Source organism: Arthrobacter sp. NPDC057388, from assembly GCF_042668165.1.
Lineage (GTDB): Bacteria > Actinomycetota > Actinomycetes > Actinomycetales > Micrococcaceae > Arthrobacter.
On record NZ_JBHVBL010000005.1, the window covers coordinates 118997 to 140548 of the forward strand.

Sequence of the window (21552 nt, forward strand, 5' to 3'; positions counted from 1 at the left end):
GCAATGACCCTGTTTTGTTGGGCTTCTAGTCCAGGGCGGTCCGGCTGATCAGAGTCCGGCTGATCAGTGATGGACAACCCTGCCCTACTCCTCAAGGCTATCCCCAAGCAGAAGCAGAAGCGCCTGGGTGAAGCCCGGATATCTCTGTACTTGCACCCGGGGAAAGCTCGCTCTACGGTTGTAGATCAACGGAGGACGTCCTCCGTACGCGGGCGCGCCAGTGCCAGCGGTAATAACGACGAAGAAGTCACTTGGGGGCACGAATGGCAACAGGCACCGTGAAATGGTTTAACGCTGAAAAGGGCTTTGGCTTCATCGCCCCCGAAGATGGGTCCGGGGACCTCTTTGTCCACTACACGGCGATCGTCGGCGGTGGCTACCGTTCGCTGGACGACAGCCAAAACGTTGAGTTCGACGTCACCCATGGCCCCAAGGGGCCCCAAGCCGAAAATGTCCGCCTGCTGTAACCGTTCCTGAACGAACACCAGCAAGTCTTGCCCGGCGTTATGCGGGCGTCGCTTGAGCTTTATTGGTCGGTAGGCCGTGGATGAATGTGCGGTGAGCCCTTGAATGGCGGCAGGTCATCCGGGTCTTGCACAGCCCGAAGGTGCGCCAGCAGCGCCCGCTCCGGATGATCGGGGTCTTCTGCGACGTGCCCGGCCAGGGAAACATACATGTCAGGATCCAAGTCCGGGTCAGCGAGGACCCCGGCGATCAGGCGGCGGAGCTGAAACTGCAGAAGGCCGCCCTCGGCCGGCACCGGCTGGTCCGCACCATGTGGGCCGGGTGGCCTGCGGTTCGACGGCGTGAAATCGCCTCGTGGTGGAAGCTCGAGAATCGTCATCGCTCCTGTCCTTTCACTCATTGGTCGCCTGCCGTCGTCTCATAGCCTGCCGTCGTCAGCTGGAAAATTCCCGGTGAACCTTGGAATCCGGCGCGTTTCACCTGGGCACCTTGGGGAGCGGGCAAACAAGGCTTCTGAGGGGCGCGATATTTTGAGGGTCGGGTATCAGTTTCGTAAGGTTTATCGGCTTTTCCCAGCTTTCCGCTGAAATCATCTTCATACCTGGCCGAGGAAGCGCCTTCCGGCCAGTCCGCCGGGCCTGGAACTGCACTCCCCCCCTTTGTCAGTGCCGGGCCCGGCGGAGCTCAATGGAAGAGAGCTTTAGGTGAATCCGTGAGAGGCTGTGCCTAGCACGCAAAACACCTGTTGAAGGGGCTCATATGGGGGAGCAAAATGATCGGGCGGGCACGCTCGGACGCACAGCATTCTTTCCGCTCGGGATCGTGTTCTTCGCCTTGGCAGTGGCACTGCTTTTCGTAGGAAACCTGGCCTGGCTCGCGTTCTTTACCATGGCTATCACGTTCCTGATCGTGGGTTGGCAGAGTCGCAGGGGCGACGTGGACGCCGACCAATGAGCCGACCACTGAGAGGTGCCGCGCCATGGCGTGGGCCGCGACCGGTACGACGACCCTGGCCGCGTCACTCCGGCTGTGCCACCGCCAGCCAGCGATAAGCCACGGGCTGGCGCCGTCGGCAAAGTCGTCAAAGCCCGTGTCGCTAAAATACTGGCATGCCTACACGTGTTCACGAGTTTGTCTGGCCTGATCGCGTCGTCATCGGCACCGTCGGTGTTCCGGGCGCGCGCACGTTCTATCTGCAGGTACGCGCAGGGACGCAGATTGTTTCTATCGCTCTGGAGAAGCAGCAGTCCGCCCTGCTCGCCGAGAAGATTGACGAGATTCTCGATCAGCTCATCACCGTCGAGGGCAACCGCTTCAGTGTTCCCACCGGAACTCCCGTCGAATTGGTCGACAATGATCCACTCGAGCCAGTTGAGGAGCAGTTCCGGACCGGCGCAATGAGCCTGGGCTGGGATCCGACGACGGCCCAGGTGGTCGTAGAGGCTTACCCCATCACCGATGTCGATGCTGATGACGACGGCGAACCCCTCGATCAGGACGGCGATGAAGTACCCGAAATGCTCCTGGTGCGGATGCCCGTAGGCACCGCCCGCGCATTCGCCAAGCGCACGCGCGAGGTAGTGGACGCCGGGCGTCCCATATGCCCTCTCTGCGGTAATCCCGTAGACGCCGGCGGACACATCTGCACTCCTCCCGGCTAGCCAGCGCCGCCGAAGTCGCGGACCGTGATGCCGGTGAAGCTCGCCGGGCCGCCGTCGGTGTAGAACGCGATCCCCGTGTCGCCGTCGGCAAAGTGCACCTGCTGCGAAAGAACCGTGTGCCCGGCGTTCACGAACACCTCGACGCTCTGCGTGTCGACGAAGATCCGCAGGTGCACCGACCGGGCGCTGGCAGCGATCGGGGCGGCCGCGCGCGTGTAGGGCGCGAGCGAGTAGCCGGCCTGGTCCGAGGGCGCGCGGTCCACGTACAGTTCTCCGCCGTACTTGCCGACGTTCGTGTGGCGCAGACCGTCGGGGGAGCGGCCCACCGAAACCCCAACGTTCGCGGCCGCGTCCCAGGAGATGTCGAGCTCGAGCTCGTAGGCGCGGCCGTTCCACGGCAGCACGGAGCTGCCGCTGACCGTGCGGTCAGGAAACGTGGTGGTTGCGGTGGCGTAGCCCGCGAGCGCCGGGACCGGGCTGCTGAGCAGGCTGTACCAGCCGCCCGGCTGGCGCTCGAGCCGCAGCTCGCGCACGATCGAGTTCTGCCCGTTGTACCCGTCGGATGCATCGGTGGGCACGTCGCGGGCCGCGTACTTCCAGTTGTTCATCCAGGCGACGGCAAGGCGCCTCGTCTCCGGCGCCTCAACCGACGGCCACGTCACCGCCGCGTACCAGTCCCAGCCCCAGTCGAGCCATTGCGGGGTAAGGTCGACGGCGGTGAAGGCGGTGCCGTTCCAGGTTCCCGTCCAATACGCGTAGGTCATGGGCAGGCCCACACTGTAGGCGTCCATGCTCGCGCCGAGCACCCAGTGCCGGGTGCCGTCGCCGGCGGTCATCTCGAACAGGTCGGGGCACTCGATCCCGCCCAGCGCATGGTTGGGGTAGTCAAAGTTGGATTCCCACTGCCAGTCCCGCAGGTTCGCCGAGGTGTAGAACGCCGCGTAGCGGGCCCGGCCAATGACGCACACCCATCCGCCGCGGGCAGCATCCCAGTGGATCTTCGGGTCGCGGAACCACTCCGCATTTTCGATCTCGGCGGCTGTGGTGGCCGTGCGGCCGTCGGTGTTGACGATCACGGGGTCGGGGAGGGCGGTGAAGGTGTAGCCGCCGTCGGTGGACCAGTAGAGGTACTGCTCCTGGTACCTGCGGATCCCGCCGGTGGGCTGTGTGGCGAGTGCGATCACTGCCCCGGCGCCGAAGCCGGCCGTGTTGGCGGTGTCGACGACGGCCGATCCCGACCACACCGGGAAGTCGGGCTGGAGGGGCATGACCGCGCCGTGGTGGGTGAAGGACACGCCGTCGCTGGTCGTGGCGTGGTCCCATCCGCCGGGGCCGTTGTTCTGCGTCGAGTGCAGGTAGTAGAGCTGATAGCCGCCGTTGGTATGGACCGGCCGCTGCGGGTCGCACAGCCAGCCCGACGGCGGAGTCATGTGGTAGACCGCCCGCAGGGATGGCTGGGCCTGGGCTGCTGCAGCTGCCGCGCTGGTGGCAAAAAACGTGAGAGCCCCAGCGCCTGTGCCTTGCAGGACAGATCGTCGGGACAGGACAGCGCGTCGTGAAATGCCGTTCGTCATTGAAGTGGTTTCCTCTCAGGGTTCAGCCGGCGCCGTAGCCGGCTGAACTCGGTGGTGGTGAGGCGCATTAGGACGATAGGGCGATCCGGGTGCGATGGTCAAGCGTTTTAGCGAAAGAAAATCAGTCTGCTAAAACGCTTGATCAACTCCGCGGCAACCGCTAGCTTTACTCGTGATCAAACGCTTTAGCAGAACGGACATCAACGCAGATGAATCGCCCAGTCTTCTTCCAGCCCTCCGACGGATGGGTTGGTGACCTCATCCCCTTCGAGAAGGACGGGGAGTTTTGGCTCTACTACCTTCACGAGGTCCGCTCCGACCCCAAACCCGGCACCTCATGGAACCTCGTCACCACCAAGGACCTGACGCAGTTCGCCAATCACGGCGTCGCACTGCAGCACGGCACCGAAACCGACCCGGACTTCAACGCCTATACGGGCAGCATCGTGGTGGACGGCGCCGGCACCCACCACCTGTTCTACACCGGCCAGAACCCGCGCAACCTCGGAGCCGACGGCGCCCCGCTCCAGCTCGTCATGCACGCCACGAGCACGGACGCCATGCAGACCTGGCAGAAGCACCCGGAACACACCTTCGGCGCCCCGGACGGCTACGAGTCCGGCGACTGGCGGGACCCGTTCGTCTTCTACGATGAGGCCGCAGGCCAGTGGCGGATGCTCCTGGCGGCACGGCATTCCGCCGGGCCCGCGCGCCGCCGCGGCGTCATCGCCCAGTGCGTGTCCACTGACCTGGTGACCTGGGAGTACGCCGAGCCCTTCTGGGATCCCCGGCGCTACATCACCCATGAATGCCCCGACGTGTTCGAGTGGGGCGGCTGGTGGTACATGGTCTACTCCGAGTTCTCCGAAACGTTCACCACCCGCTACCGCATGGCCAGGAGCCCGGACGGCCCCTGGACCGTCCCGCCCCTGGACAGCATCGACGGCCGCGCCTTCTACGCCTCCAAGAGCGCCGCACGGGACGGCCGCCGCTTCTTCTTCGGCTGGATTGCCAGCAAGGAAGGAAATTCCGACGACGGCGCCTGGCAGTGGGCGGGCACCATGGCGGTTTTGGAGGCCCGGCAGAACGCCGACGGGACTTTGGCATTCGGGTTCGCCGATGAGCTTGTGGACAGCTTCTGGGACGAGGTCCCGGTGTCACTGGCCAGCCGGCTGCCCGCACGGCTGGGCGTGCCGGACGGGTATGAGGCCACAGTGTCCGACGGCGATCTGCCGGGCCAGTTCTACGCCAGGGCGGTGCTGGACATCGGCGCCAACACCACCGAATGCGGGCTGCTGCTGCGCTCCAGTGCCGACGGGGACCGGTCCTACATCATCCGCCTGGAACCGAAGCGCGGACGGATGGTCTTTGACCGCTGGCCCCGCGCCGTCACCGGCGACGCGCAGTGGAACGTCTCCGGGGACGTTCCCTTCGAGATCGAGCTGGAGCGCCCCTGCCACCTCCCTCCCGGGGAGCACACGCTGGAGGTGATTGTCGACGGCGACCTGTGCGTCGCCGTCATCGACCGGCAGGTCGCGCTCAGCACCAGAATCTACGACCTGGCGGCGGGCCGGCTCGGCGTGTTCGCCGGCGAGGGTTCCGTCACCGTCACCCAGCTTGAGATCCGCCAGCGCACCGACAACTGATCACGCCGGGCACCGCCGTCGTCCGTTCCAACCAATCCGTTCCCATCATTTCCGTTCCAATTCAGAAAGCTTGCCGCAATGAAGAAACTGTTCCGCACCGCTGCCGTGGCAGCTGTCACCGCGCTGGCCCTGGCCGGCTGCGCCGGTGGGGCCACCAAGTCCGCCGACGTGACCCCCAGCGGGGAGATCAAGCCGCGCGAGATTTCCTGGCTCCTGTCCCGTCCGGCCGACGGCGCCGTCATCAACATCATGAAGAAGCTGGCCGGGGACTACGCCAAGGACCACCCGGGCTTCTCCCTGAACCTGATCACCACGCCGGACCGGCCCTCCTACATCCAGAAGCTCGAGACCCTCGCCGCCGCGAACAAGCTTCCCGAGCTCTTCGACACCGACGCCACCCCCTTCGCCCGGCAGCTCGCCAAACAGGGCAAGATGGTGGACGCCGAGAAGCTGCTCAAGACCCTGAACGTCTACGACAACTACCGGCCCGCCGCGCTGGACTACCAGCGCTTCGACGACCGCTCGCTGTACATGATCCCGTTCCAGTTCGAGCTCGAATTCATCTGGTACAACAAGGCACTGCTGCAGAAGGCAGGGGTCTCGGCGCCGAAGTCCCTCGATGACATCCCGGCCATGTGCACGTCCCTGCGCAAGGCCGGCATCACCCCCATCGCTATCGACGGGCAGGACCAGTGGCCGCTGGAGCGCTACGCCGCCTACCAGCCCTTCCGCGAGGCGGGCCCGGACTTCATCCAGAAGCTGAAGAAGGGCGAGGCCAAGTTCTCCGACCCGGCAGGCCAGAAGACCGTCGAGTGGCTGGCCGCCCTGGGCAAGGCCAAATGCTTCCAGGACGGCTTCTCCTCGCAGGGCTACTCCGACGCGCAGAACCAGTTCACCTCCGGCAAGGCCGCCATGTACAACATCGGCACGTGGGAGCTGCCCAGCCTGGCCACGGACAAGCTGAACCCGGCCGTCCGGAACGACATCGACTTCATCACGCTTCCCACCACGGAAGGATCCGTCACCGCCGCCAACGAATTCGTCTCCCCGTCCGGCATCGGCATGGCCGTGAACTCCAAGACGTACGACCCGCTGGTGAGTGACTTCCTCAAGTTCGCCCTGTCGAAGTACCCCGCCGAATACGCGGCAACCGGAGCTCTGTCCCCGACGACGGACGTCACGACGGCGATCCCCGCCAACGCCACCCCGCTGTACAAAAAGGCAGTCCAGAAGGCGGACGACCTGGGGGACCAGCAGGCCATGCCGTGGGACACCCAGCTCGATCCCACCACCAACGGCCGGCTGCAGCAGGAGCTGGTGCTCCTGGTCCAGGGCGACATCACGCCCGAGCAGTTCACCAGCACGATGGACAGCACCGTCGCGCAGAACGCCCCGAAGTTCTTCAAGTGACCCGTTTTTCAAGTAACCAGCTCTTCAAATAAATCATTTACGCGGCGGGAGGCCGCCGGTCTCCCGCCCGAAAGGCTTTGGTCTCCCGCCCGAAAGGCCCCAGCATGCTCCCCAACCGGTCCCGGCTCTCCGTCCTGGTCTTCCTGCTCCCGCCGCTGCTCCTCTACGGCGCAGCCGTGCTGTTCCCCATCCTCCAGTCCCTGTTCCTGAGCTTCTTCTCCTGGAACGGCATCAGCGACATGGAATTCGTGGGGCTGGCCAACTACGTCCGGATGTTCACCGCCGACGACATCTTCTGGCGCTCATTCTTCAATGCCCTCGGCTACCTGGCCATCTGCCTGGTCCTGCAGCTGGGCGGCGCGCTGCTGGTGGCCAGCCTGCTGACCTCGCTGCGGCGCGGCCGCGAACTCATCAAGACGCTCTACCTCCTGCCTGCCGTCATCTCCACGGTGGCCATTGCGTTCCTGTTCGTGCGCATCTACTCCATTGACCCGGTGGGCCTGCTCAACCAGCTCCTGAACTGGATGGGCCTCGGCGCCCTGGAACGCGCCTGGCTCTCCGACGTGAACACGGTCCTGGCCGCCGTGTCGGCCCCGGAAGGATGGCGCTTCACCGGGCTGTACATGCTGATCATCTACGCGGCACTGATCTCCGTCCCGAAGGAGCTGGAGGAGGCGGCCGTCCTCGACGGGGCCAACCGCTGGACCCTGTTCACTAAGATCCGCTTCCCGCACATCCGCCCGGTCTGGATCACGACGACGATCATGGCCACCACCTACGGGCTCCGCGGCTTCGACATCCCGTACCTCATGACCAACGGCGGCCCCGGCCAGTCCTCGGAACTGCTCACCACCTACATGTACAAGACCGCATTCACCAGTACCGACTTCGGGTACGCCAGCACCATCTCCGTGTTCATCGTGATCGAGTGCCTCGTCGCCGTCGGCCTCATCCTCTTCATGCTCAAGCGGAAGGCAGAGTCATGATCACCCAGACAGCCCCTGCCGCACCCAAAACCCCGGTGCCGCCGGCCACCCAGGCCGCGCGCCGCCGTCGTACCCGCCCCGACCTGTTCCGGACGCTTTCCCGGATCCTGATCGCCCTCATCGTGATCGTCCAGGTCTACCCGCTGGCCTGGCTGTTCCTGACCAGCCTGCGCAGCGAGCACGACTTCGCCACGGGGGACCCGTTCGCGCTGCCCAAGGCACTCACCCTGGAGAACTATGCCCGGGCGTTTGAAACCGGAAACCTCGGGAAAAACATCCTGAACAGCTTCATCGTCACCATGGGCGCCAACATCCTGATCGTGCTGCTGGGCATGATGGCCGCCTACGCCATCCAGGTCCTCGGCTTCCGGCTCAGCCGCCTGGTCCGCGGGCTGTTCCTGGTGGGCATCATCGTCCCCGTCCAGATCGCCCTGGTCCCGCTGTTCATCGACTACTCCGCGGTGAACCTGCTGGACACGTACCAGTCCATGATCATTCCGCTGGCGGGGTTCTCACTGCCGATGTCCGTCTACCTGTTCTCGTCCTTCTTCGAGTACATCCCGCGCGAAACCTATGAGGCGGCGTCGCTGGACGGGGCCGGACCGTACCGGATCTTCGGGCTGATCACCCTGCCGCTGTCCCTGAACACCGTCGTCACCGTGGTGCTGGTCAACAGCATCTTCATCTGGAACGACTTCATCTTCGCCAACACCTTCGTCCTGTCGGAGGAACTGAAAACCATCCCGCTGGGCCTGCAGAACTACATCGGGGCGATGGGCAAGGTGGACTGGACCGCAACGTTCGCCGCCGTCTGCGTCACCATCACCCCGCTGCTGCTGGTTTTCCTGGTCCTCAACAAGGCCATGATCCAGGGCCTGGAGAGCGGGGCGACCAAGGGATGACGGCGACGGCAGGCGGATATACTCCTGACGGAGGGCAGATGGTTTCAAAGGAGAAAAGCACGGGCAGGCCGGCGCCTGCGGCCCGTGCGCAGAAGGTGCCTGTCCGCGCCCACCCCGTGACCCTCCGTGAAGTTGCCGAGGCCGCCGGCGTCTCCACCGCCACGGTCTCCCTGGTGATCAACAAGAAGAAGAACGCGCGCATCGCCGAGGAAACCAGGCAGCGCGTCAACGATGCGATCCGGCAGCTCGGCTACCGCCCCAACGCCATGGCCCAGACCCTGGTCAGCGGCACCTCGAAGTTCATTGGACTCGTGGCCGACGGCGTGGCCACGACCCCGTTCGCGGGCCAGATCATCCACGGGGCGCAGGACGAGGCGTGGAAGCACGGGTATGCGCTGCTGATCGCCAACACCGAGGGCAACCGGGACCTCGAAAAGGACGCGATTGGCATGATGCTGGAGTACAAGGTGCGCGGCATCCTCTACTCGACGTGGTTCCACCGCGCCGCGGCGGTCCCGGAAACCCTGCGCGAGGCTGACTTCGTCCTGGTCAACTGCTTCTCGCCGGAGCCGGGCGCGGCCCGGGCCGTGGTCCCGGACGAGGAGCAGGGCGGGCGGTCCGCGACGGAAATCCTGCTCCGCGGCGGCCACCGGCGGATCGCCTTCATCAACGCCACTACCCCCGCCCCGGCCAGGGACGGGCGGCTCCTGGGGTACACGGAAGCGCTGAAGGCGGCCGGAATCCCGTTCGACCCGAACCTGGTCCTGGAGGCGTACCCGGACCAGGAGGGCGGCTACGGCGCCACCGGGGAACTGCTCAAGCGGGACGTCACCGCCGTGTACTGCTACAACGACCGCATGGCCATGGGGCTGTACGACGGCCTGCGCGACGCCGGGCTCTCCGTGCCGGACAACATCGCCGTGGTGGGCTTCGACAACCAGGAGGTCATCGCCGCCCACCTCCGGCCGCCGCTGTCCACCGTGTCCCTGCCGCACTACGAGCTCGGTGCGGCCGGGGTCCGCATGCTCCTGGGTCTGGAGGAAGCACCCGGCGGCGGCGCGCTGAAGATCGCGTGCCCCGCCGTCGAGCGCGCCTCCGTGGCGGTGCATTCGTCGGCGTAGGGCTACGGCGGCGGTGTTGTTGCGCCGGGTTATTTTTCCAGGACACTGTCGATGAGGTCTTTGAGGATTTCCCAGAAGTCCCTGGCCCGGAAAGAGGTGACCGGTCCCCGTCCCTGTGCCTGGCGGACGGCATTGGCAATGGCGATCGCTTCCGTGAACAGTTCGGCCGTGACGGCGGGGACACGTTCGGGTTCGAGGGCCAGGATGTGTTCCACCATGGACCGGGAATGTTTCTCAGCCTCGCCGTTCCGGTCCGGGTCCAGGCGGCTGGGTTCAAGCCGGGTCCTCGCAGTGGCGAGCCCGCGGTCCACGTGCGGGGCGAAACCGTCGTCCATGTACTGAATAACCATGATTTCCTCCCTGTCGGCCGTTTTTTGGGAAAGGGGCTGACCATAAAGCGGAATCTGTATTCGCTGGCACAGATTTATAGCACCGGGCCAGAATGCTGGCAAGAGGTTTATGTCCGCTGTCCGTGCACCCCGCGGCCGTCAGGACAAGCCGCTGGTCCGCGGCCTGTTCCAGGCCGGTTCCCTTCCGGGGGTGTTCCGGCTGAGAAGGTCCAGCAGTTCGCCCTGATCCAGGCCGGTGGCCTCACTGACCTCGGCCAGGGTGGCCTCTCCGGTGCGCAGCAGCGCAGCAGAGCATTCCCGCAGCGTCCGGCGGGCAACGTCCAAGGCGGTTTCGGCGTTGGCCATCATTGCCGCCAACGCCCGCAACCGCTGCAGCTCCGGGTTCATGTCCAACCGCCACCTTTCATGAGGACTGCACAGCTGTGGGAACCGCGCACCTGCCCCTCCAAGGTGCACCCGGTGGGGATCGAACCCACGACCCGAGGATTAAAAGTCCCCTGCTCTCCCGGCTGAGCTACGGGTGCACCCGGCCTCCATTGCTTCCCGACGTCTGCTCACCTACCCACGGTAAATCCAACCCTAGAAATCTGTATTATCCGCTACAGATTTTTTAGCACCAGCGCCGGGGGGAAGCAAGAGTCTGCCGGGTAAAAAATGCTGAAAAGCTCTTGCGGAGCGCCCCGGGCAGTGCTATTTAAATCTATGTCAACGGATACAGATCCGGATCGATGCTGATCGAGGAGGTGTGTGCCATGTTGATGCTGGATCCATTCCGTCACCTGGGCCGCCTGGCCGGGCAAATGCTGGGCACGGTGGCACATCCCGCGGCCATGCCTATGGACGGCTGGCGTGAAGGCGATGATTACATATTTGCGCTGGACCTGCCCGGGGTGGATGCCGGTTCCATTGATGTGGGCGTGGACAGGAATGTCCTGACCGTGAGCGCTGAACGGAAGGACACTGCCGGCGAGGGCGCGGAGATGGTGGTGTCGGAGCGGCCCCGCGGCGTCTTCAGCCGCCAGCTCTTCCTGGGGGATGCCATGGATGCAGAGAGGATGACGGCCAGCTACGACGCAGGCGTCCTGACCCTGCGCATCCCCGTGGCGGCGCAGGCGGGGCCGCGAAAGATCGACATCGCGGTCGCAGGAGGCCAGCACCCCCAGATCGACGCGGCCTGACAGGCTGGGGCGGTTTCCGGTACACGCCAACGCTGCCTCTTTGGGCGGGCAGGCACCAACAGGAACGCCACCGCGCCTTATAGCGCACATGCAGCAGCAGCGTACGGGCCGTCCCTTCGGCGGTCCCCGGCCAGTTCCGGCCGGGGACCGCTTCGCCGCCTGCCTGTCAGCGGCGGGCGTGCCGGGTCCTGGTATGGCCACGGTGAACACGGATGTCAGGATCGCATCGGGGGTGAAGGAGGCGTGGGAGTGATGGAGGAAGGACGGCCGGTTGCGTATACGGCACTCGAAAGAGGAACGCCTGTCATATCCCGGTCAGGCCATGCTTTCGGCACGCTGGACCGGGTCCTGGACGACGGCAAGGGCTCCATTCTGCACGGCATCATCGTCAGAACCGGCCACGGACCCCGTTTTGTGGCGCGGGACTCCATTGAGCAGATGACAACCACGCAGATCCATTGTTCACTCACCGATGAACAGGCCAGGAATCTGCCCCACGCACCTTCCGGCCGGCCTGCAGGAATCACTTCATGGATCTCCCGGAACAGGACAGGCCGCCCGCCCAAGACACCCTCCTGACGATGGCACCCGCTGACCTGCCCGTCCGGCTTTCAAGCAGCCGGGCCGGCAGTTCATCTAGGGCCGGCAGTTCATCTGACGGGTGATAAACCTGGAGTTCGGCCGTGCCTCAGCAGGGCTGACTTTTGGCCTAATCCTTCTCTTTGTCCTGATGGGCGGAAGTGCGGGCGCGCTTGAGCTGCCGCCGTAGGCGTGCGTTGTCCATTTCCAGTTCAAGGACCTTCGCGACGCCGGCGAGGTTGAGCCCGTCGTCCAGGAGTTCAGCGATGCGGCGCAGGACGGCAAGGTCGGCTTCGCTGTATTGGCGGGTTCCGCCTTCGGTCCGTTTAGGGGTGAGCAGGCCGCGGCGTTCGTAGAGGCGTATGTTCTGCTGGCCTGTTCCCAGCAATTCTGCCACCACGGAAATGGCGTACAGGCCGCGCGCGTTGCTGCGTTGGTTCGTCATCTGCTTTCCCGTCACATGGCTGGTTCTTCCTCTTGCACCAGTTTGGCACTGGTGCTATAAGAAATCTATATCCACCGTCACACATAGCCAGAGGGTGGGTAGCCAACCTACATGCTGAAGGGAGTGGGAAATGATGCTAATCCGTACTGACCCGTTCCGTGAGCTGGACCGGCTCACACAGCAGGTCTTCGGAACAGCAGCCCGTCCGGCGGCCATGCCGATGGACGCGTGGCAGGAAGACGGGGAGTTTGTGGTGGCGTTCGACCTGCCCGGGATCTCGCCGGACGCCGTTGACCTGAACGTCGAACGGAACGTCCTAACTGTCCGGGCGGAGCGCCGGGACGCCACGCAGCCCAATGTTGAGCTCGTGGTTTCCGAGCGGCCTCGCGGTGTCTTCAGCCGCCAGGTCATTCTTGGCGACACCCTGGACGCGGATAACATCAAGGCCAGCTACGACCTTGGCGTGCTGACGCTGCGGATCCCGGTTGCCGAGCAGGCAAAGCCACGCAAGATCGAGATCGAAAGCAAAGGCCAGCAACAGCAGATCGAAACCTAGCCCCCCGCGGTCCACGCGACGGGCGGCCCCCGGACCCCGATTTCGGGCAAAACTCCGGGGGCCGCCCCTGGCGGCTGGCCGCCAACCTGTAGTCACGACCCTGCCCCGCCGTTCCGGCGGCAGGGGCGGCGGCGGGAGTTCACGATGACCGTACCTGTCCCGGACCATTACGCGGTGCTTCACGTTCCCCGTGGCGCATCGCCGCAGGAGATTGCGCGCGCCTACCGGGCCCTGATGCGGCGCCACCACCCGGATGTGGGCGGCGTGGACGCCGTGCCTGCGGAGCTGCAGCTGATCATGGAAGCTTTTTCCGTGCTCCGGGATCCCCGGCGCCGGCGCGCCTACGACCGGGAAGCCGCCCGGGCCAGGCGTTCCGGTCCCGAGACCGGGCAAACCCGCCAACCGGGCCAGCAGGGAACAGCGGACGTGACTCCGTCGTGGCCGCGGGAAGAACGCCGGTACGGCAGCCCCCAGGTGATCCCGGTCCGCGTGGTCCGGCGCCGGGAACCGCCGCTGCGTGTCACCCCGGTCCGGTGGGAAAGCGGCCCGTGGGCCTGACCGTACGCACGCATCACATTCTGGAGAGGAACCCATCACGATGAGCGACTGGCGCCGCTACGACTCACACCTGATCCCGGCCTTCCACGAGCGCTTCGAGGAGCGCTGGGGCAAGGGCACTGCGCCGTTCCTGGATCCCGAGGCGCATGAGGAGCCCCTGCCGCGGGCGCAGTGGATAAATCCGGCCACCGGCGCCGCCTTGGCCGTGGTCCCCATCTGGACGGACGAGGAGGACAGCCAGCACCGTTCGTTTGGGGTGTTTTATCTGCCGCCGGCGGGGGACATCTGGATGCTCCGGCCGGGCTTCACCGGCTTCCTGGAACCGGCCGCCGACGACTTCGAGCACCTGGTGGCGCTCCGGAACGACGCGTTCCGCAAAGCGGTGTCCCATGCGAATGAGTTCCTCTTCGGCCCGCCACCGCTGGTGGACTGAGCCTACTCGGACGCCTGGCCGGTGTGCACCGGAACGGCACCGGCGACCAGCGTGCCTTGCGCGGCGGCGTGACGCAGGTCCAGGCCGCCGGAAGTGATGACGAGGTTGTCCCCGCTGATGACCAGGGCGTGGTCGCTGCCGCGCGCGGCATCCAGCCACAGGTCATCATCGGGGTTGCCGGAGCGGAGCTGATCCCGGAAGAGGAGTTTGCCGCCGATGCTGAAGGTCAGCAGCCCCTCGGGTGAGACTGTGATGCTGCAGCTGGCCGACGTTTCGACGGCGTCCTCGACGATGCCATCAAAGTCCGGGCTCAAGGCCAGCTGAAAACCGTGAAAGAGCAGAACCGAGACCAGGGCCGAGGTCAGGTCGCCACCGTCCTCGCGGAACGCCACCACCGGGACCAGGGTGTAGGCCAGTACCGGCACCGGCCGTTCCTGCCCGCTTCCGGACTCCTGCGTCAGGACCATCCGGGCAGCCACGGGGGTGAGTTCGCTCGGAACCCACTGGCTCCGCTCAACGCTCAGGCCAGGGTCTCCTTAAACCGGCACAACTTCCTCCAAATGAGGGGCGGTGGCGTGGTTTCCCGGGTCGCGGGTACCGGGAAACCACGCCGTCACCCTGGCCGCCGCTGCTACGCGCTGATCTGCTGCTGTGCGCCCTGTCCGCTGGTGATCTCGATCTTGCGGGGCTGGGCCTTGGCAGCAACCGGAATCCGCAGCGTCAGCACACCGCCGTCGTACCCGGCTTTCACATTGTCGGCATCCAGCGCCTCACCCAGAACCAGCTGACGGCTGAAAACGCCCTGCGGCCGCTCACCGGCGACGAACTCTGCGCCTTCGGGGGCTCCGTTCTTCCGCTCAGCCCGGACGGTCAGGACGTTCCGCTCCACATCAACATCAATCGATTCCACGTCCACGCCCGGCAGGTCAACCGCGACCACGAACTCGTTCTCTTCCCGCCATGCATCCAGGGGCATGGCGGCCGGGTGTGCGGCGGTGCCCAACACCTGCTGGGCCAGCCGGTCCAGCTGGCGGAACGGATCATTCATCATCAACATCACATACCTCCTTGGTAGTTGGTTATGGGCAGTATCTATATCCGCTGATATAGATTTTTTAGCACTTCTATTGATAGGATGCAAGGGGCCGCGGACCCGGCCGCCGGAAGCGGAAACAGGGCCCCATTTCAGGTTATGGACGAGGTCGTCAGCGCTGCCAGGCATCTCCAAAGATGGACTGTCCTGTCAGGGCCGCCGACAAAAGCAGTAGCGATTGAACGACGCTCGCTATTTGCCAGCAACAGGGGCTTGCAAGGACTGCGACGCGGATGGTGCCTGCCGAGGCTGGCACGGGAAGGGCACCGGCCGCTGGTGTACGGCCGGTGCCTCTTTTGTTTGCTTGCTGGTGTCTGTTAGCGGGTGCCGGTGGTGAAGCTCCAGGCCGTGCTGGCCATGGGGGTGCCGGCTGCATCCCGTACTGCGGTGGGTCCGCCGGTGATGGTCACCGTGTACCTGGTGCTGGCAGCAAGGGTGGCTGCCGGGTTGAGGATCCACTGGTTGGTGGTCCCGTTGCGGGTGACAGTGGCGGCTACGGCCGCGCCGGTGGCGGCGTTCTTCAGGGTGAAGGTGGACGTGCTGACACCGCTGACGGGCTTGCTGAACGTTGCCGTGACGTTGGCCGTCCGCAGCACGCCGGTGGAGTTGATGCCGGGAGCCCTGGAGGTCACCGTGGGAGCCGAACTGGTGCTGAACCGCCAGCTGGTCGAAACGAGCGGGTGGTTGGCCAGGTCGCGGATGGCGGCCGTGCCGCCGGTCAGGGTGGCCGTGTAGGAGGTGCTCGGGGTGAGCAGGGCCGTTGGATTCAGTGTTGCACGGCGGGTCGCCTGGTCGTAGGTCACCGTCGCCGGGATGGTGGTGCCGGCGGCGTTTTTCAGCGTGAACGTACTACCGGAGACGCCCTGGACGAACTCGCTGAAAGTGGCGGTAATGTTCGTGCCGGTACCCGCACCGGTTGTAGCGGCTGCGGGTGCCCGGCCGGTGATCGTGGGAGCCACCGTATCCGCAGGGCCGATCTGTATCGTCCGGCTGGCGACCGCGCTGACATTGCCGGCTGCGTCCGTTGCCCTGACATTGAATACGTAGGTCCCGTTGCCCTGGGCATCCCACGTCTTCGGAGAAGCGCAGGTGGGGTCCCAGTCGGTGTTGGTGGGCAGCAGCTGGCATTCGAACCTGGCGCCGGCCTCGCTGCTGAAGTTCAGCGTAGGCGTGGTGTCCAGGCTCGGCGTTGACGGGAACGGCGCAATGACCGAGGCCACAGGTGCGGCACTGTCCACGGTGAACGTCAGCGTCGGAGAGGTCAGGAACTGTGGAACGCCGGCCGGCACAACACCCGTCAGCGGGTCCGGAACGTACGCCGGGTTCGCGGTCCGGGACTGAATCCTGTGGACACCTTGGCTCAGGGGGGCCAGCCGGGCGGAGTAGCTTCCGCCGGCAACGGTGGTGGCCACGGGGGTCGCCGCTCCATCCACGACGAGCTGCACCGGTGCGGTGCTTCCGGCGGGCACGGTGCCGGTGAGGGTGGGTGCCGTGACGTTGGTGATGTTGTCCGTGGCGGACCGTCCGCTGTCACTGGCTGCCGCCAGATCCGGGGTGGAGGGGGCGCCGTCGGATCCTTCGGCTATCAGTCCCTGGACCGTGAAGGTGTTGACGGTGAGGGTGTTGATCCCGGGACCGCCGGCATTGGGACCGGTGATTACGACGGCGTTCGTGCCCGAGGGTGCGCCGGTCACCGTCCGTGCCGTGTTGATGTCGCCCAATGTTCCGGGGGCGGCGCCCACCTGGCGGAGGAAGGTAGCGGTGCTGCCAGCTTTGTAGTCACCCAGGAAGGCTGCTCCGACGCCTGCCCAGTCGCAGGGCACCGTCGGGCTGGGCGCGCAGACGCCGGAGTCGATGGTGACCCTGATCCTTCCCACCGCGGGATTCTTGGGGTCCGGCTCCGAGGTGAACGTGTTCACGCCGTACGGGTGCGTGATGGTGTAGGAGGTGTTCGGAAGGATGTTTTCGACGATGAACCGCAACCGTCCGAATCCCATCTGCTGACCGGGCTCCACCACGCCGTTGGTGTGGGCGCCTTCCAGCGCCGCCTCGTAGAGGCGCAGGTTTCCGCTCGAAGCCTCGGCGTTGAACCAGAACGCCTCCTCCGGGAAGTTGTCCGGATACGATGCCGGCGCGGCCGGGTCCGGCGGCTCTGAGAGGCAACCGGCACCGGCCATGTAGCAGAGCTGCAGCTTCACCGTCCCGTCGGAAAACCAGGTGGGAAAGCCGTTGGACGGATCCACGGGACCCACTCCGGCAGTCGAGGCGCTGGCCGGCACTGCCGCGAGCGGGGACAATGCAGCGGCCAGCAGGGCAGCGGCCGCAACAGAGGCGAGGCCGCCTCTGGCCGCCGTTCGGTTACTCAGTTTCGTAGACACTTTTGACTCCTTTGATGCTCAAGATGGCCCCCAGAACCTTCCAGGCCAGGTCAGGAAGTCGTCCCCAACCACCGCAACCATCGCCCGTGCACCTTGCACGAAGGTCATGTGCGCACAACCCGGAATGGCCCCCGCAGCCACCCCTGCAGGGGGACCCGGCCCAAGAAGCCATATTCTGCGGGGTTGGCAGAGTCGCGCAGGGGCAGGTCGTCGCCGGACCGCCCCAGTGGTACCACCGCCAACTCGAAAAGAGCCATGGGATAAGGCCAGCTACGAGGCCCGGCGCGATGAGGAGGAAGACGGCCGTCCGGATCGATAGGGCTACGGCGCGGCCCGCGTTCCTGCGTCCGTGCTCTTGCCCGACGTCGGAACGAACTTCCAGCTGAACGAACCGTCATCCTTGAGGGTCATCCGAAGGAACCCGTGGGTGTCGGCGAACCGTTTCACGATGAAGGGAGGTTTGTTCGTGAAGGGGCGGAGGCCGATCCCTCCCGTGGACACCTGGAACGCGATCATTCCGTCACTGACGCACTGGTCCTCGTTGTTTACCGGACACGTGCGTTCGTAGTTATGCTGCGACCCTGACAGGGTTAGGCGGACGCGGTGCTTGTACATCACGTCGATCCACGGCTTGTGGTCAAGGGCCCGCTCATGTTCGTCCGTGTCGGAGGTGAAGTACGGTTCGTGGTACACGACGGCCAGGTACTTGCCCGCCGCCTGGGCGGCGGAGAGGTTGTCGTCCAGCCACAGCGTCAACGCTTCCGCATATTCGGGGTCGTACCGCCAGTACGCGGAGGACAGGAACACGAAGTGCCAGTTCCCGAAGTCCTTCGAGTACGGATCCCCGTTCCCGATGAACCCGCGCTGCCGGTTGATCGCAGCCTTCGCGGGGGCACCCGGGCATTGGCCGTTCATGAAGTTGTCGAGGTCCTCGTTGCGGCCCGGTTCCCAGTCGTGGTTGGGGGCGGACACCCAGTACAGCTTGGACTTGGTGCCGCCCCACAGCGGAGTCCAGTACTTCACGTAGTCAACGCAGTGCGGTTCGGAGTACTGGAAGTCACCGAGCCCCAGGAACGCGTCAATGTCGTTCTTCTGCACGAGCCGCGCGATCGCCGCCCCGTTCAGGCCGGACGGGCTGTCGTCGTCAATGGTCCTGACGCCGTTCATGTCGCCGACTGCAGCGATCCGGACATCCGGCGCAGGTGGCCTGGGCTTGCGTGATGGTGTCAGGACGGGCGGCAAAACGAAGGCAGTACCAGTAGTCGGCAGCGGCACATGCCCGGAGGTGTTCCCATCCCCGATGGTGAGGGACGCGACCCAAAGGCCAGCGATTCCCACGAGGAAGGCAGACGCTCCGGCGATCACACGGTTGCGGCGCATGGGGTGCGAGCGCCTCCTTCCTGGGGCGCGGTGTGCACCCCTGGCGGGACTGGCGGCGGACTGGGGTTAGGAAGCCAGATCCGGAGGGTGCACCTGCGGCCACCGCCCGTCCCTCTCGAAGTGTCGGCCCGCGCCCTTGGAATCAGGGTGGGTAACCTTGGGAATCGCAGCCGCCGCCGCGCGCCCGCGGCCGGACCGTCCCAGTGTTTTTCCAACCTGCGGGAGATATACGGGCATGTGCGGCAGATACGCGGCGGCCCAGCACTCTGCTTGTCGAGGACAAAGGGCAGGTGCTTCCCCGGTTTCCCGGAAATGCACCTGCCCTTTGTGAAGTGGTGTTGCCGGCCTAAAGCCTACGCCTTGGCATTCTTGGCGCGGCGGCGAACTGCTGCCGCCGACGCTGCGCTGGCGGCCAAGGCACCCGCGCCGACAAGAGACCAAAGGACCAGGGCGGAATCGGCGGTGCCGGTGGCGGTAACGCTGGAAGCAGCAGCGAAATCGGGCTTACCCTTGCCGTTGCCCACCCCGTGGTTGCCACCGCCGTTGTTGTTGCCTCCGCCATTGCCGGAATTTACGACGACGGCTGCCGAGCGCGTGGTGCCGGACGTGGCGCCGACGGCGCGGATCGTGTAGTTTCCGCTTTCCGGGAAGGTAATGGTGGTCGAGAAAGCGCCGGTCCTGTCAGCGCTGATACTGTAGTTGGCCGGAGCCGGCCGTTCGCCTTCCGAATTTTTCTTGCCGCCGGTCCGCTGGAATGTGATGTTGATGGTTTCGCCGGCGGTGTAGCCGCTGCCGGAGAAGGTGATGGATTCGCCGCGGGCGATGGTCCCGTCGGAAACGAGTCCCTGCTCATTTCCCGGCGCCGGATAGGTGCTTGCCATGGCCGGAGCCGTGCCAGCCAGTGCGATTGTTCCGGCAAGTGCAAGCGCTGCAATAGACTTCTTCATTTGTCCCCCCTGAGACGAATTACGAATCCTGTGTTGGGTGGGATACAAAAATCCCACGCGATGACGTCTGAATTCCTACATGTCTAGCCAGCGACGACGGTATCAGTCCCGGCTTGCTCCAACCATGAAAGTCCACAGTGGTTACAAAGGATTAACACGAACCGTCCTTGGCGGGGCGGACGCGTTCCCAAGGTTGCCCACCCTTTTCCCGAGGTTCCCCCGCCATAGTGGGCGGACCCAAAACAGGTAATCGGTCCGTCCTTCACCGCGCTCCCCGCCGGATGCGTGTGGTTTCGCCCTGAAACCAAGTGGCCCAGATCCGGATTTCGGGTAGTAATTACTGATGCCGTCCTCCGGCCCCGTTCCCTAAGGTGAAGTGCATCGAGGACGCTGTTCCGGGTGGCAGAAACGGAAAGCGGGCACCTCGGTATCCCTGTCGATGCTGCAATGGAACGGTCTCCCATGCCCAATTCGATGTACTTCCTGCTGTCCGTGCTCGGTCCCGTCTTGTTCGTCGGTGTCTCGATCATCGGCGTCCGCATGGCCCTGTACTGGTGGAGTTTCCTCTTCCGGTGGACGCGCTACCGGCGCCGGACCCCGGTCTCCAACGGTGATCTCCGAAAGCTGGACGTTCCGTTCGTGAAGATCCAGATCACCACCCGCGGGTCCGCCGGCAGCACGGAAGTCATTACGCGCGGGATCCGCAACGCCGTCCGCCTGGCCCATGAGGACCCGGAGTTCTACGGCAGGTTCCTGTCCGTGGAGGTGGTGACCGAGTCCGCGGACCAGTCGCACGCCGTCCGGAACGCCTTCCGCGGTTCGCCCATCCTTGTGGACAGCCTCGTGATCCCCGCGGACTACGAGACCCCGAACGGCACCAAACTCAAGGCCCGCGGTCTGCACTACATCGTGGAGCAGCGGCGCAAGGGGTGGAACCGCACACTGGGGCGGACGTTCATCGTGCATTACGACGAGGAAAGCGTCATGGTCCCCGCCGAGCTGCGCAAGCTCATCCACTGCCTCGCCACCACCGGCAAGAAGATCCTCGAGGGACCCATCTATTACCCGCTCGAATACCTGAACGCCAGCCCCCTCTGCCGGGGCATGGAGGCCAACCGGCCGATCGGCTGCTATGAATGCCGCCACGTCCTGGAGACCGGCGTCCCCCTGCACCTGCACGGGTCCAACCTCGTCATCGACGAATCGCTGGAGAACGATATCGGCTGGGACATCGGATGCCTGGCGGGGCAGCCCTTCATCGCCGAGGACTACGTGTTCGGCATGAAGGCCTTCACCAGCTGCGGCAAGGACGTGTTCGGGTGGCACGGGTGCGTCATGCTCGAACAGCCGCCCTTTTCGGTCCGCAGCGCGTTCAAACAGCGCTACCGCTGGATCTTCGGCGTCCTGCAGGGCATGAAGTCCCTCACCGGGAACCCGCAGTTCATGTCACTGCCCTGGGCCACCAGGTTCAGCCTGGTCTGGGGCACCCGCTACCGGGTTGGCACCTTCGCCCTGGGCGCCGTCGTCGGAGTTTTGTCCGCACTTGTCTTTCCCGCATTCATCATCCGCGCCTTGGACGCGCTGCTCTCGGACGGTGCGCCCCCGCTGCCGGCGCCGGGCAGCGCGTGGCTGGCAATGGTCGGCGTCATGTGGATGGGCTCGGTCTTTATCGGGGCCTGGCACAACGTGGCCGACTCGGGCATGAACAGGTGGGGCCGTGCCGGTGAGATATCGCTGGCGGTCCTGCTGGCGCCTGTTGCCGGTCTGATCGAAAGCCCGGCGGCACTCTGGGCGGTCCTCCAATGGACTGCCGGCAAGCGGGGCGTCCACTGGGTGCCCACCCCCAAGACCAAGAACGCGGACCTTCAGAGCACCAGGAGCGGTGAATAA

At 65.2% G+C, this 21552-nt stretch carries 23 protein-coding genes and 1 tRNA gene; 13 read left to right on the forward strand and 11 right to left on the reverse strand.

Features of this window, described 5'->3' with window-relative positions:
* The first annotated feature begins 263 nt into the window (after positions 1 to 263).
* Entirely contained in the window at positions 264 to 467 is a 204-nt protein-coding gene (locus ACFUTU_RS04275) for a cold-shock protein (protein WP_377961033.1), read from the forward strand.
* Positions 468 to 526: 59 nt separating this feature from the next.
* Here ACFUTU_RS04275 and ACFUTU_RS04280 read toward each other — a convergent pair whose 3' ends face one another.
* Positions 527 to 844, reverse strand: a complete 318-nt coding sequence (locus ACFUTU_RS04280; RefSeq protein WP_377961035.1) for a hypothetical protein — start codon at positions 842 to 844, stop codon at positions 527 to 529.
* Between the two features lie 380 nt (positions 845 to 1224).
* Here ACFUTU_RS04280 and ACFUTU_RS04285 point away from each other — a divergent pair, with 380 nt between their 5' ends.
* Both ACFUTU_RS04285 and ACFUTU_RS04290 read left to right on the forward strand, forming a co-directional pair.
* Entirely contained in the window at positions 1225 to 1419 is a 195-nt protein-coding gene (locus tag ACFUTU_RS04285; RefSeq protein WP_377961037.1) for a hypothetical protein, read from the forward strand.
* 155 nt (positions 1420 to 1574) lie between these two features.
* Entirely contained in the window at positions 1575 to 2126 is a 552-nt protein-coding gene (locus ACFUTU_RS04290; RefSeq protein WP_377961040.1) for a DUF3090 domain-containing protein, read from the forward strand.
* Here the strand turns inward: ACFUTU_RS04290 and ACFUTU_RS04295 are convergent.
* Positions 2123 to 3700: a glycoside hydrolase family 32 protein gene (locus ACFUTU_RS04295; protein WP_377961042.1), complete on the reverse strand. Its 1578-nt coding sequence runs from the start codon at positions 3698 to 3700 to the stop codon at positions 2123 to 2125. The two genes, ACFUTU_RS04290 and ACFUTU_RS04295, sit on opposite strands and share 4 nt — an antisense overlap.
* A 209-nt stretch (positions 3701 to 3909) precedes the next feature.
* Here ACFUTU_RS04295 and ACFUTU_RS04300 point away from each other — a divergent pair, with 209 nt between their 5' ends.
* The 5 genes from ACFUTU_RS04300 (at position 3910) to ACFUTU_RS04320 (ending at position 9765) form a co-directional block, all read left to right on the forward strand.
* A complete protein-coding gene (locus ACFUTU_RS04300) occupies positions 3910 to 5346 on the forward strand; it encodes a GH32 C-terminal domain-containing protein (protein WP_377961045.1) in 1437 nt (478 codons plus the stop codon).
* A gap of 78 nt (positions 5347 to 5424) precedes the next feature.
* A complete protein-coding gene (locus tag ACFUTU_RS04305; protein ID WP_377961048.1) occupies positions 5425 to 6756 on the forward strand; it encodes an ABC transporter substrate-binding protein in 1332 nt (443 codons plus the stop codon).
* A gap of 104 nt (positions 6757 to 6860) precedes the next feature.
* Entirely contained in the window at positions 6861 to 7742 is an 882-nt protein-coding gene (locus ACFUTU_RS04310) for a carbohydrate ABC transporter permease (protein ID WP_377961051.1), read from the forward strand.
* Complete coding sequence (locus ACFUTU_RS04315; protein ID WP_377961054.1) at positions 7739 to 8644, forward strand: carbohydrate ABC transporter permease; 906 nt, start codon at positions 7739 to 7741, stop codon at positions 8642 to 8644. The genes ACFUTU_RS04310 and ACFUTU_RS04315 overlap by 4 nt, the downstream gene beginning before the upstream one ends.
* A gap of 38 nt (positions 8645 to 8682) precedes the next feature.
* Entirely contained in the window at positions 8683 to 9765 is a 1083-nt protein-coding gene (locus ACFUTU_RS04320; protein WP_377961056.1) for a LacI family DNA-binding transcriptional regulator, read from the forward strand.
* A 29-nt stretch (positions 9766 to 9794) separates the two neighbouring features.
* Here the strand turns inward: ACFUTU_RS04320 and ACFUTU_RS04325 are convergent, their stop codons facing one another.
* The 3 genes from ACFUTU_RS04325 to ACFUTU_RS04335 form a co-directional block, all read right to left on the reverse strand.
* Positions 9795 to 10115, reverse strand: a complete 321-nt coding sequence (locus ACFUTU_RS04325) for a hypothetical protein (RefSeq protein ID WP_377961058.1) — start codon at positions 10113 to 10115, stop codon at positions 9795 to 9797.
* A gap of 138 nt (positions 10116 to 10253) precedes the next feature.
* Positions 10254 to 10502 carry a hypothetical protein gene (locus tag ACFUTU_RS04330; RefSeq protein ID WP_377961061.1) on the reverse strand — a complete coding sequence of 83 codons (249 nt, stop codon included), beginning with the start codon at positions 10500 to 10502 and terminating at the stop codon, positions 10254 to 10256.
* A 64-nt stretch (positions 10503 to 10566) separates the two neighbouring features.
* Positions 10567 to 10639: transfer RNA gene (locus ACFUTU_RS04335), tRNA-Lys, on the reverse strand.
* Between the two features lie 228 nt (positions 10640 to 10867).
* Here ACFUTU_RS04335 and ACFUTU_RS04340 point away from each other — a divergent pair.
* Positions 10868 to 11293, forward strand: a complete 426-nt coding sequence (locus ACFUTU_RS04340) for an Hsp20/alpha crystallin family protein (protein WP_377961063.1) — start codon at positions 10868 to 10870, stop codon at positions 11291 to 11293.
* A 709-nt stretch (positions 11294 to 12002) separates the two neighbouring features.
* Here the strand turns inward: ACFUTU_RS04340 and ACFUTU_RS04345 are convergent.
* Positions 12003 to 12317, reverse strand: a complete 315-nt coding sequence (locus tag ACFUTU_RS04345) for a MerR family transcriptional regulator (protein ID WP_377961066.1) — start codon at positions 12315 to 12317, stop codon at positions 12003 to 12005.
* A gap of 133 nt (positions 12318 to 12450) precedes the next feature.
* Here ACFUTU_RS04345 and ACFUTU_RS04350 point away from each other — a divergent pair, with 133 nt between their 5' ends.
* The 3 genes from ACFUTU_RS04350 (at position 12451) to ACFUTU_RS04360 (ending at position 13864) form a co-directional block, all read left to right on the forward strand.
* Complete coding sequence (locus ACFUTU_RS04350; RefSeq protein ID WP_377961130.1) at positions 12451 to 12873, forward strand: Hsp20/alpha crystallin family protein; 423 nt, start codon at positions 12451 to 12453, stop codon at positions 12871 to 12873.
* Between the two features lie 144 nt (positions 12874 to 13017).
* Entirely contained in the window at positions 13018 to 13431 is a 414-nt protein-coding gene (locus ACFUTU_RS04355; RefSeq protein ID WP_377961068.1) for a J domain-containing protein, read from the forward strand.
* Between the two features lie 40 nt (positions 13432 to 13471).
* Positions 13472 to 13864: a hypothetical protein gene (locus ACFUTU_RS04360; protein ID WP_377961070.1), complete on the forward strand. Its 393-nt coding sequence runs from the start codon at positions 13472 to 13474 to the stop codon at positions 13862 to 13864.
* A 2-nt stretch (positions 13865 to 13866) separates the two neighbouring features.
* Here the strand turns inward: ACFUTU_RS04360 and ACFUTU_RS04365 are convergent, their stop codons facing one another.
* The 5 genes from ACFUTU_RS04365 to ACFUTU_RS04385 all read right to left on the reverse strand — a co-directional run bounded on the left by ACFUTU_RS04365 (position 13867) and on the right by ACFUTU_RS04385 (position 19662).
* Positions 13867 to 14331 carry a hypothetical protein gene (locus ACFUTU_RS04365; RefSeq protein WP_377961073.1) on the reverse strand — a complete coding sequence of 155 codons (465 nt, stop codon included), beginning with the start codon at positions 14329 to 14331 and terminating at the stop codon, positions 13867 to 13869.
* A 164-nt stretch (positions 14332 to 14495) separates the two neighbouring features.
* On the reverse strand, positions 14496 to 14921 hold the full coding sequence (locus tag ACFUTU_RS04370; protein WP_377961075.1) for an Hsp20/alpha crystallin family protein: 426 nt from the start codon (positions 14919 to 14921) through the stop codon (positions 14496 to 14498).
* 353 nt (positions 14922 to 15274) lie between these two features.
* On the reverse strand, positions 15275 to 17335 hold the full coding sequence (locus tag ACFUTU_RS04375; RefSeq protein WP_377961076.1) for an Ig-like domain-containing protein: 2061 nt from the start codon (positions 17333 to 17335) through the stop codon (positions 15275 to 15277).
* 321 nt (positions 17336 to 17656) lie between these two features.
* On the reverse strand, positions 17657 to 18715 hold the full coding sequence (locus tag ACFUTU_RS04380; protein WP_377961079.1) for a hypothetical protein: 1059 nt from the start codon (positions 18713 to 18715) through the stop codon (positions 17657 to 17659).
* 353 nt (positions 18716 to 19068) lie between these two features.
* Entirely contained in the window at positions 19069 to 19662 is a 594-nt protein-coding gene (locus ACFUTU_RS04385) for a hypothetical protein (protein WP_377961081.1), read from the reverse strand.
* A 462-nt stretch (positions 19663 to 20124) separates the two neighbouring features.
* Between ACFUTU_RS04385 and ACFUTU_RS04390 the strand changes: the two genes are divergently transcribed.
* Positions 20125 to 21552, forward strand: a complete 1428-nt coding sequence (locus ACFUTU_RS04390) for a glycosyltransferase family 2 protein (RefSeq protein WP_377961083.1) — start codon at positions 20125 to 20127, stop codon at positions 21550 to 21552.

Bases quoted from the DNA above. Each gene is read 5' to 3' on its own strand.
- ACFUTU_RS04305 (WP_377961048.1), top strand. From the start codon at position 5,425: ATGAAGAAACTGTTCCGCACCGCTGCCGTGGCAGCTGTCACCGCGCTG.
- ACFUTU_RS04315 (WP_377961054.1), top strand. From the start codon at position 7,739: ATGATCACCCAGACAGCCCCTGCCGCACCCAAAACCCCGGTGCCGCCG.
- ACFUTU_RS04345 (WP_377961066.1), bottom strand. From the start codon at position 12,317: ATGACGAACCAACGCAGCAACGCGCGCGGCCTGTACGCCATTTCCGTG.
- ACFUTU_RS04275 (WP_377961033.1), top strand. From the start codon at position 264: ATGGCAACAGGCACCGTGAAATGGTTTAACGCTGAAAAGGGCTTTGGC.
- ACFUTU_RS04325 (WP_377961058.1), bottom strand. From the start codon at position 10,115: ATGGTTATTCAGTACATGGACGACGGTTTCGCCCCGCACGTGGACCGC.
- ACFUTU_RS04385 (WP_377961081.1), bottom strand. From the start codon at position 19,662: ATGAAGAAGTCTATTGCAGCGCTTGCACTTGCCGGAACAATCGCACTG.
- ACFUTU_RS04370 (WP_377961075.1), bottom strand. From the start codon at position 14,921: ATGTTGATGATGAATGATCCGTTCCGCCAGCTGGACCGGCTGGCCCAG.
- ACFUTU_RS04360 (WP_377961070.1), top strand. From the start codon at position 13,472: ATGAGCGACTGGCGCCGCTACGACTCACACCTGATCCCGGCCTTCCAC.
- ACFUTU_RS04380 (WP_377961079.1), bottom strand. From the start codon at position 18,715: ATGCGCCGCAACCGTGTGATCGCCGGAGCGTCTGCCTTCCTCGTGGGA.
- ACFUTU_RS04350 (WP_377961130.1), top strand. From the start codon at position 12,451: ATGCTAATCCGTACTGACCCGTTCCGTGAGCTGGACCGGCTCACACAG.
- ACFUTU_RS04330 (WP_377961061.1), bottom strand. From the start codon at position 10,502: ATGAACCCGGAGCTGCAGCGGTTGCGGGCGTTGGCGGCAATGATGGCC.
- ACFUTU_RS04280 (WP_377961035.1), bottom strand. From the start codon at position 844: ATGACGATTCTCGAGCTTCCACCACGAGGCGATTTCACGCCGTCGAAC.
- ACFUTU_RS04310 (WP_377961051.1), top strand. From the start codon at position 6,861: ATGCTCCCCAACCGGTCCCGGCTCTCCGTCCTGGTCTTCCTGCTCCCG.
- ACFUTU_RS04320 (WP_377961056.1), top strand. From the start codon at position 8,683: ATGGTTTCAAAGGAGAAAAGCACGGGCAGGCCGGCGCCTGCGGCCCGT.
- ACFUTU_RS04365 (WP_377961073.1), bottom strand. From the start codon at position 14,331: ATGGTCCTGACGCAGGAGTCCGGAAGCGGGCAGGAACGGCCGGTGCCG.
- ACFUTU_RS04340 (WP_377961063.1), top strand. From the start codon at position 10,868: ATGTTGATGCTGGATCCATTCCGTCACCTGGGCCGCCTGGCCGGGCAA.
- ACFUTU_RS04355 (WP_377961068.1), top strand. From the start codon at position 13,018: ATGACCGTACCTGTCCCGGACCATTACGCGGTGCTTCACGTTCCCCGT.
- ACFUTU_RS04300 (WP_377961045.1), top strand. From the start codon at position 3,910: ATGAATCGCCCAGTCTTCTTCCAGCCCTCCGACGGATGGGTTGGTGAC.
- ACFUTU_RS04285 (WP_377961037.1), top strand. From the start codon at position 1,225: ATGGGGGAGCAAAATGATCGGGCGGGCACGCTCGGACGCACAGCATTC.
- ACFUTU_RS04390 (WP_377961083.1), top strand. From the start codon at position 20,125: ATGCCCAATTCGATGTACTTCCTGCTGTCCGTGCTCGGTCCCGTCTTG.
- ACFUTU_RS04290 (WP_377961040.1), top strand. From the start codon at position 1,575: ATGCCTACACGTGTTCACGAGTTTGTCTGGCCTGATCGCGTCGTCATC.
- ACFUTU_RS04295 (WP_377961042.1), bottom strand. From the start codon at position 3,700: ATGACGAACGGCATTTCACGACGCGCTGTCCTGTCCCGACGATCTGTC.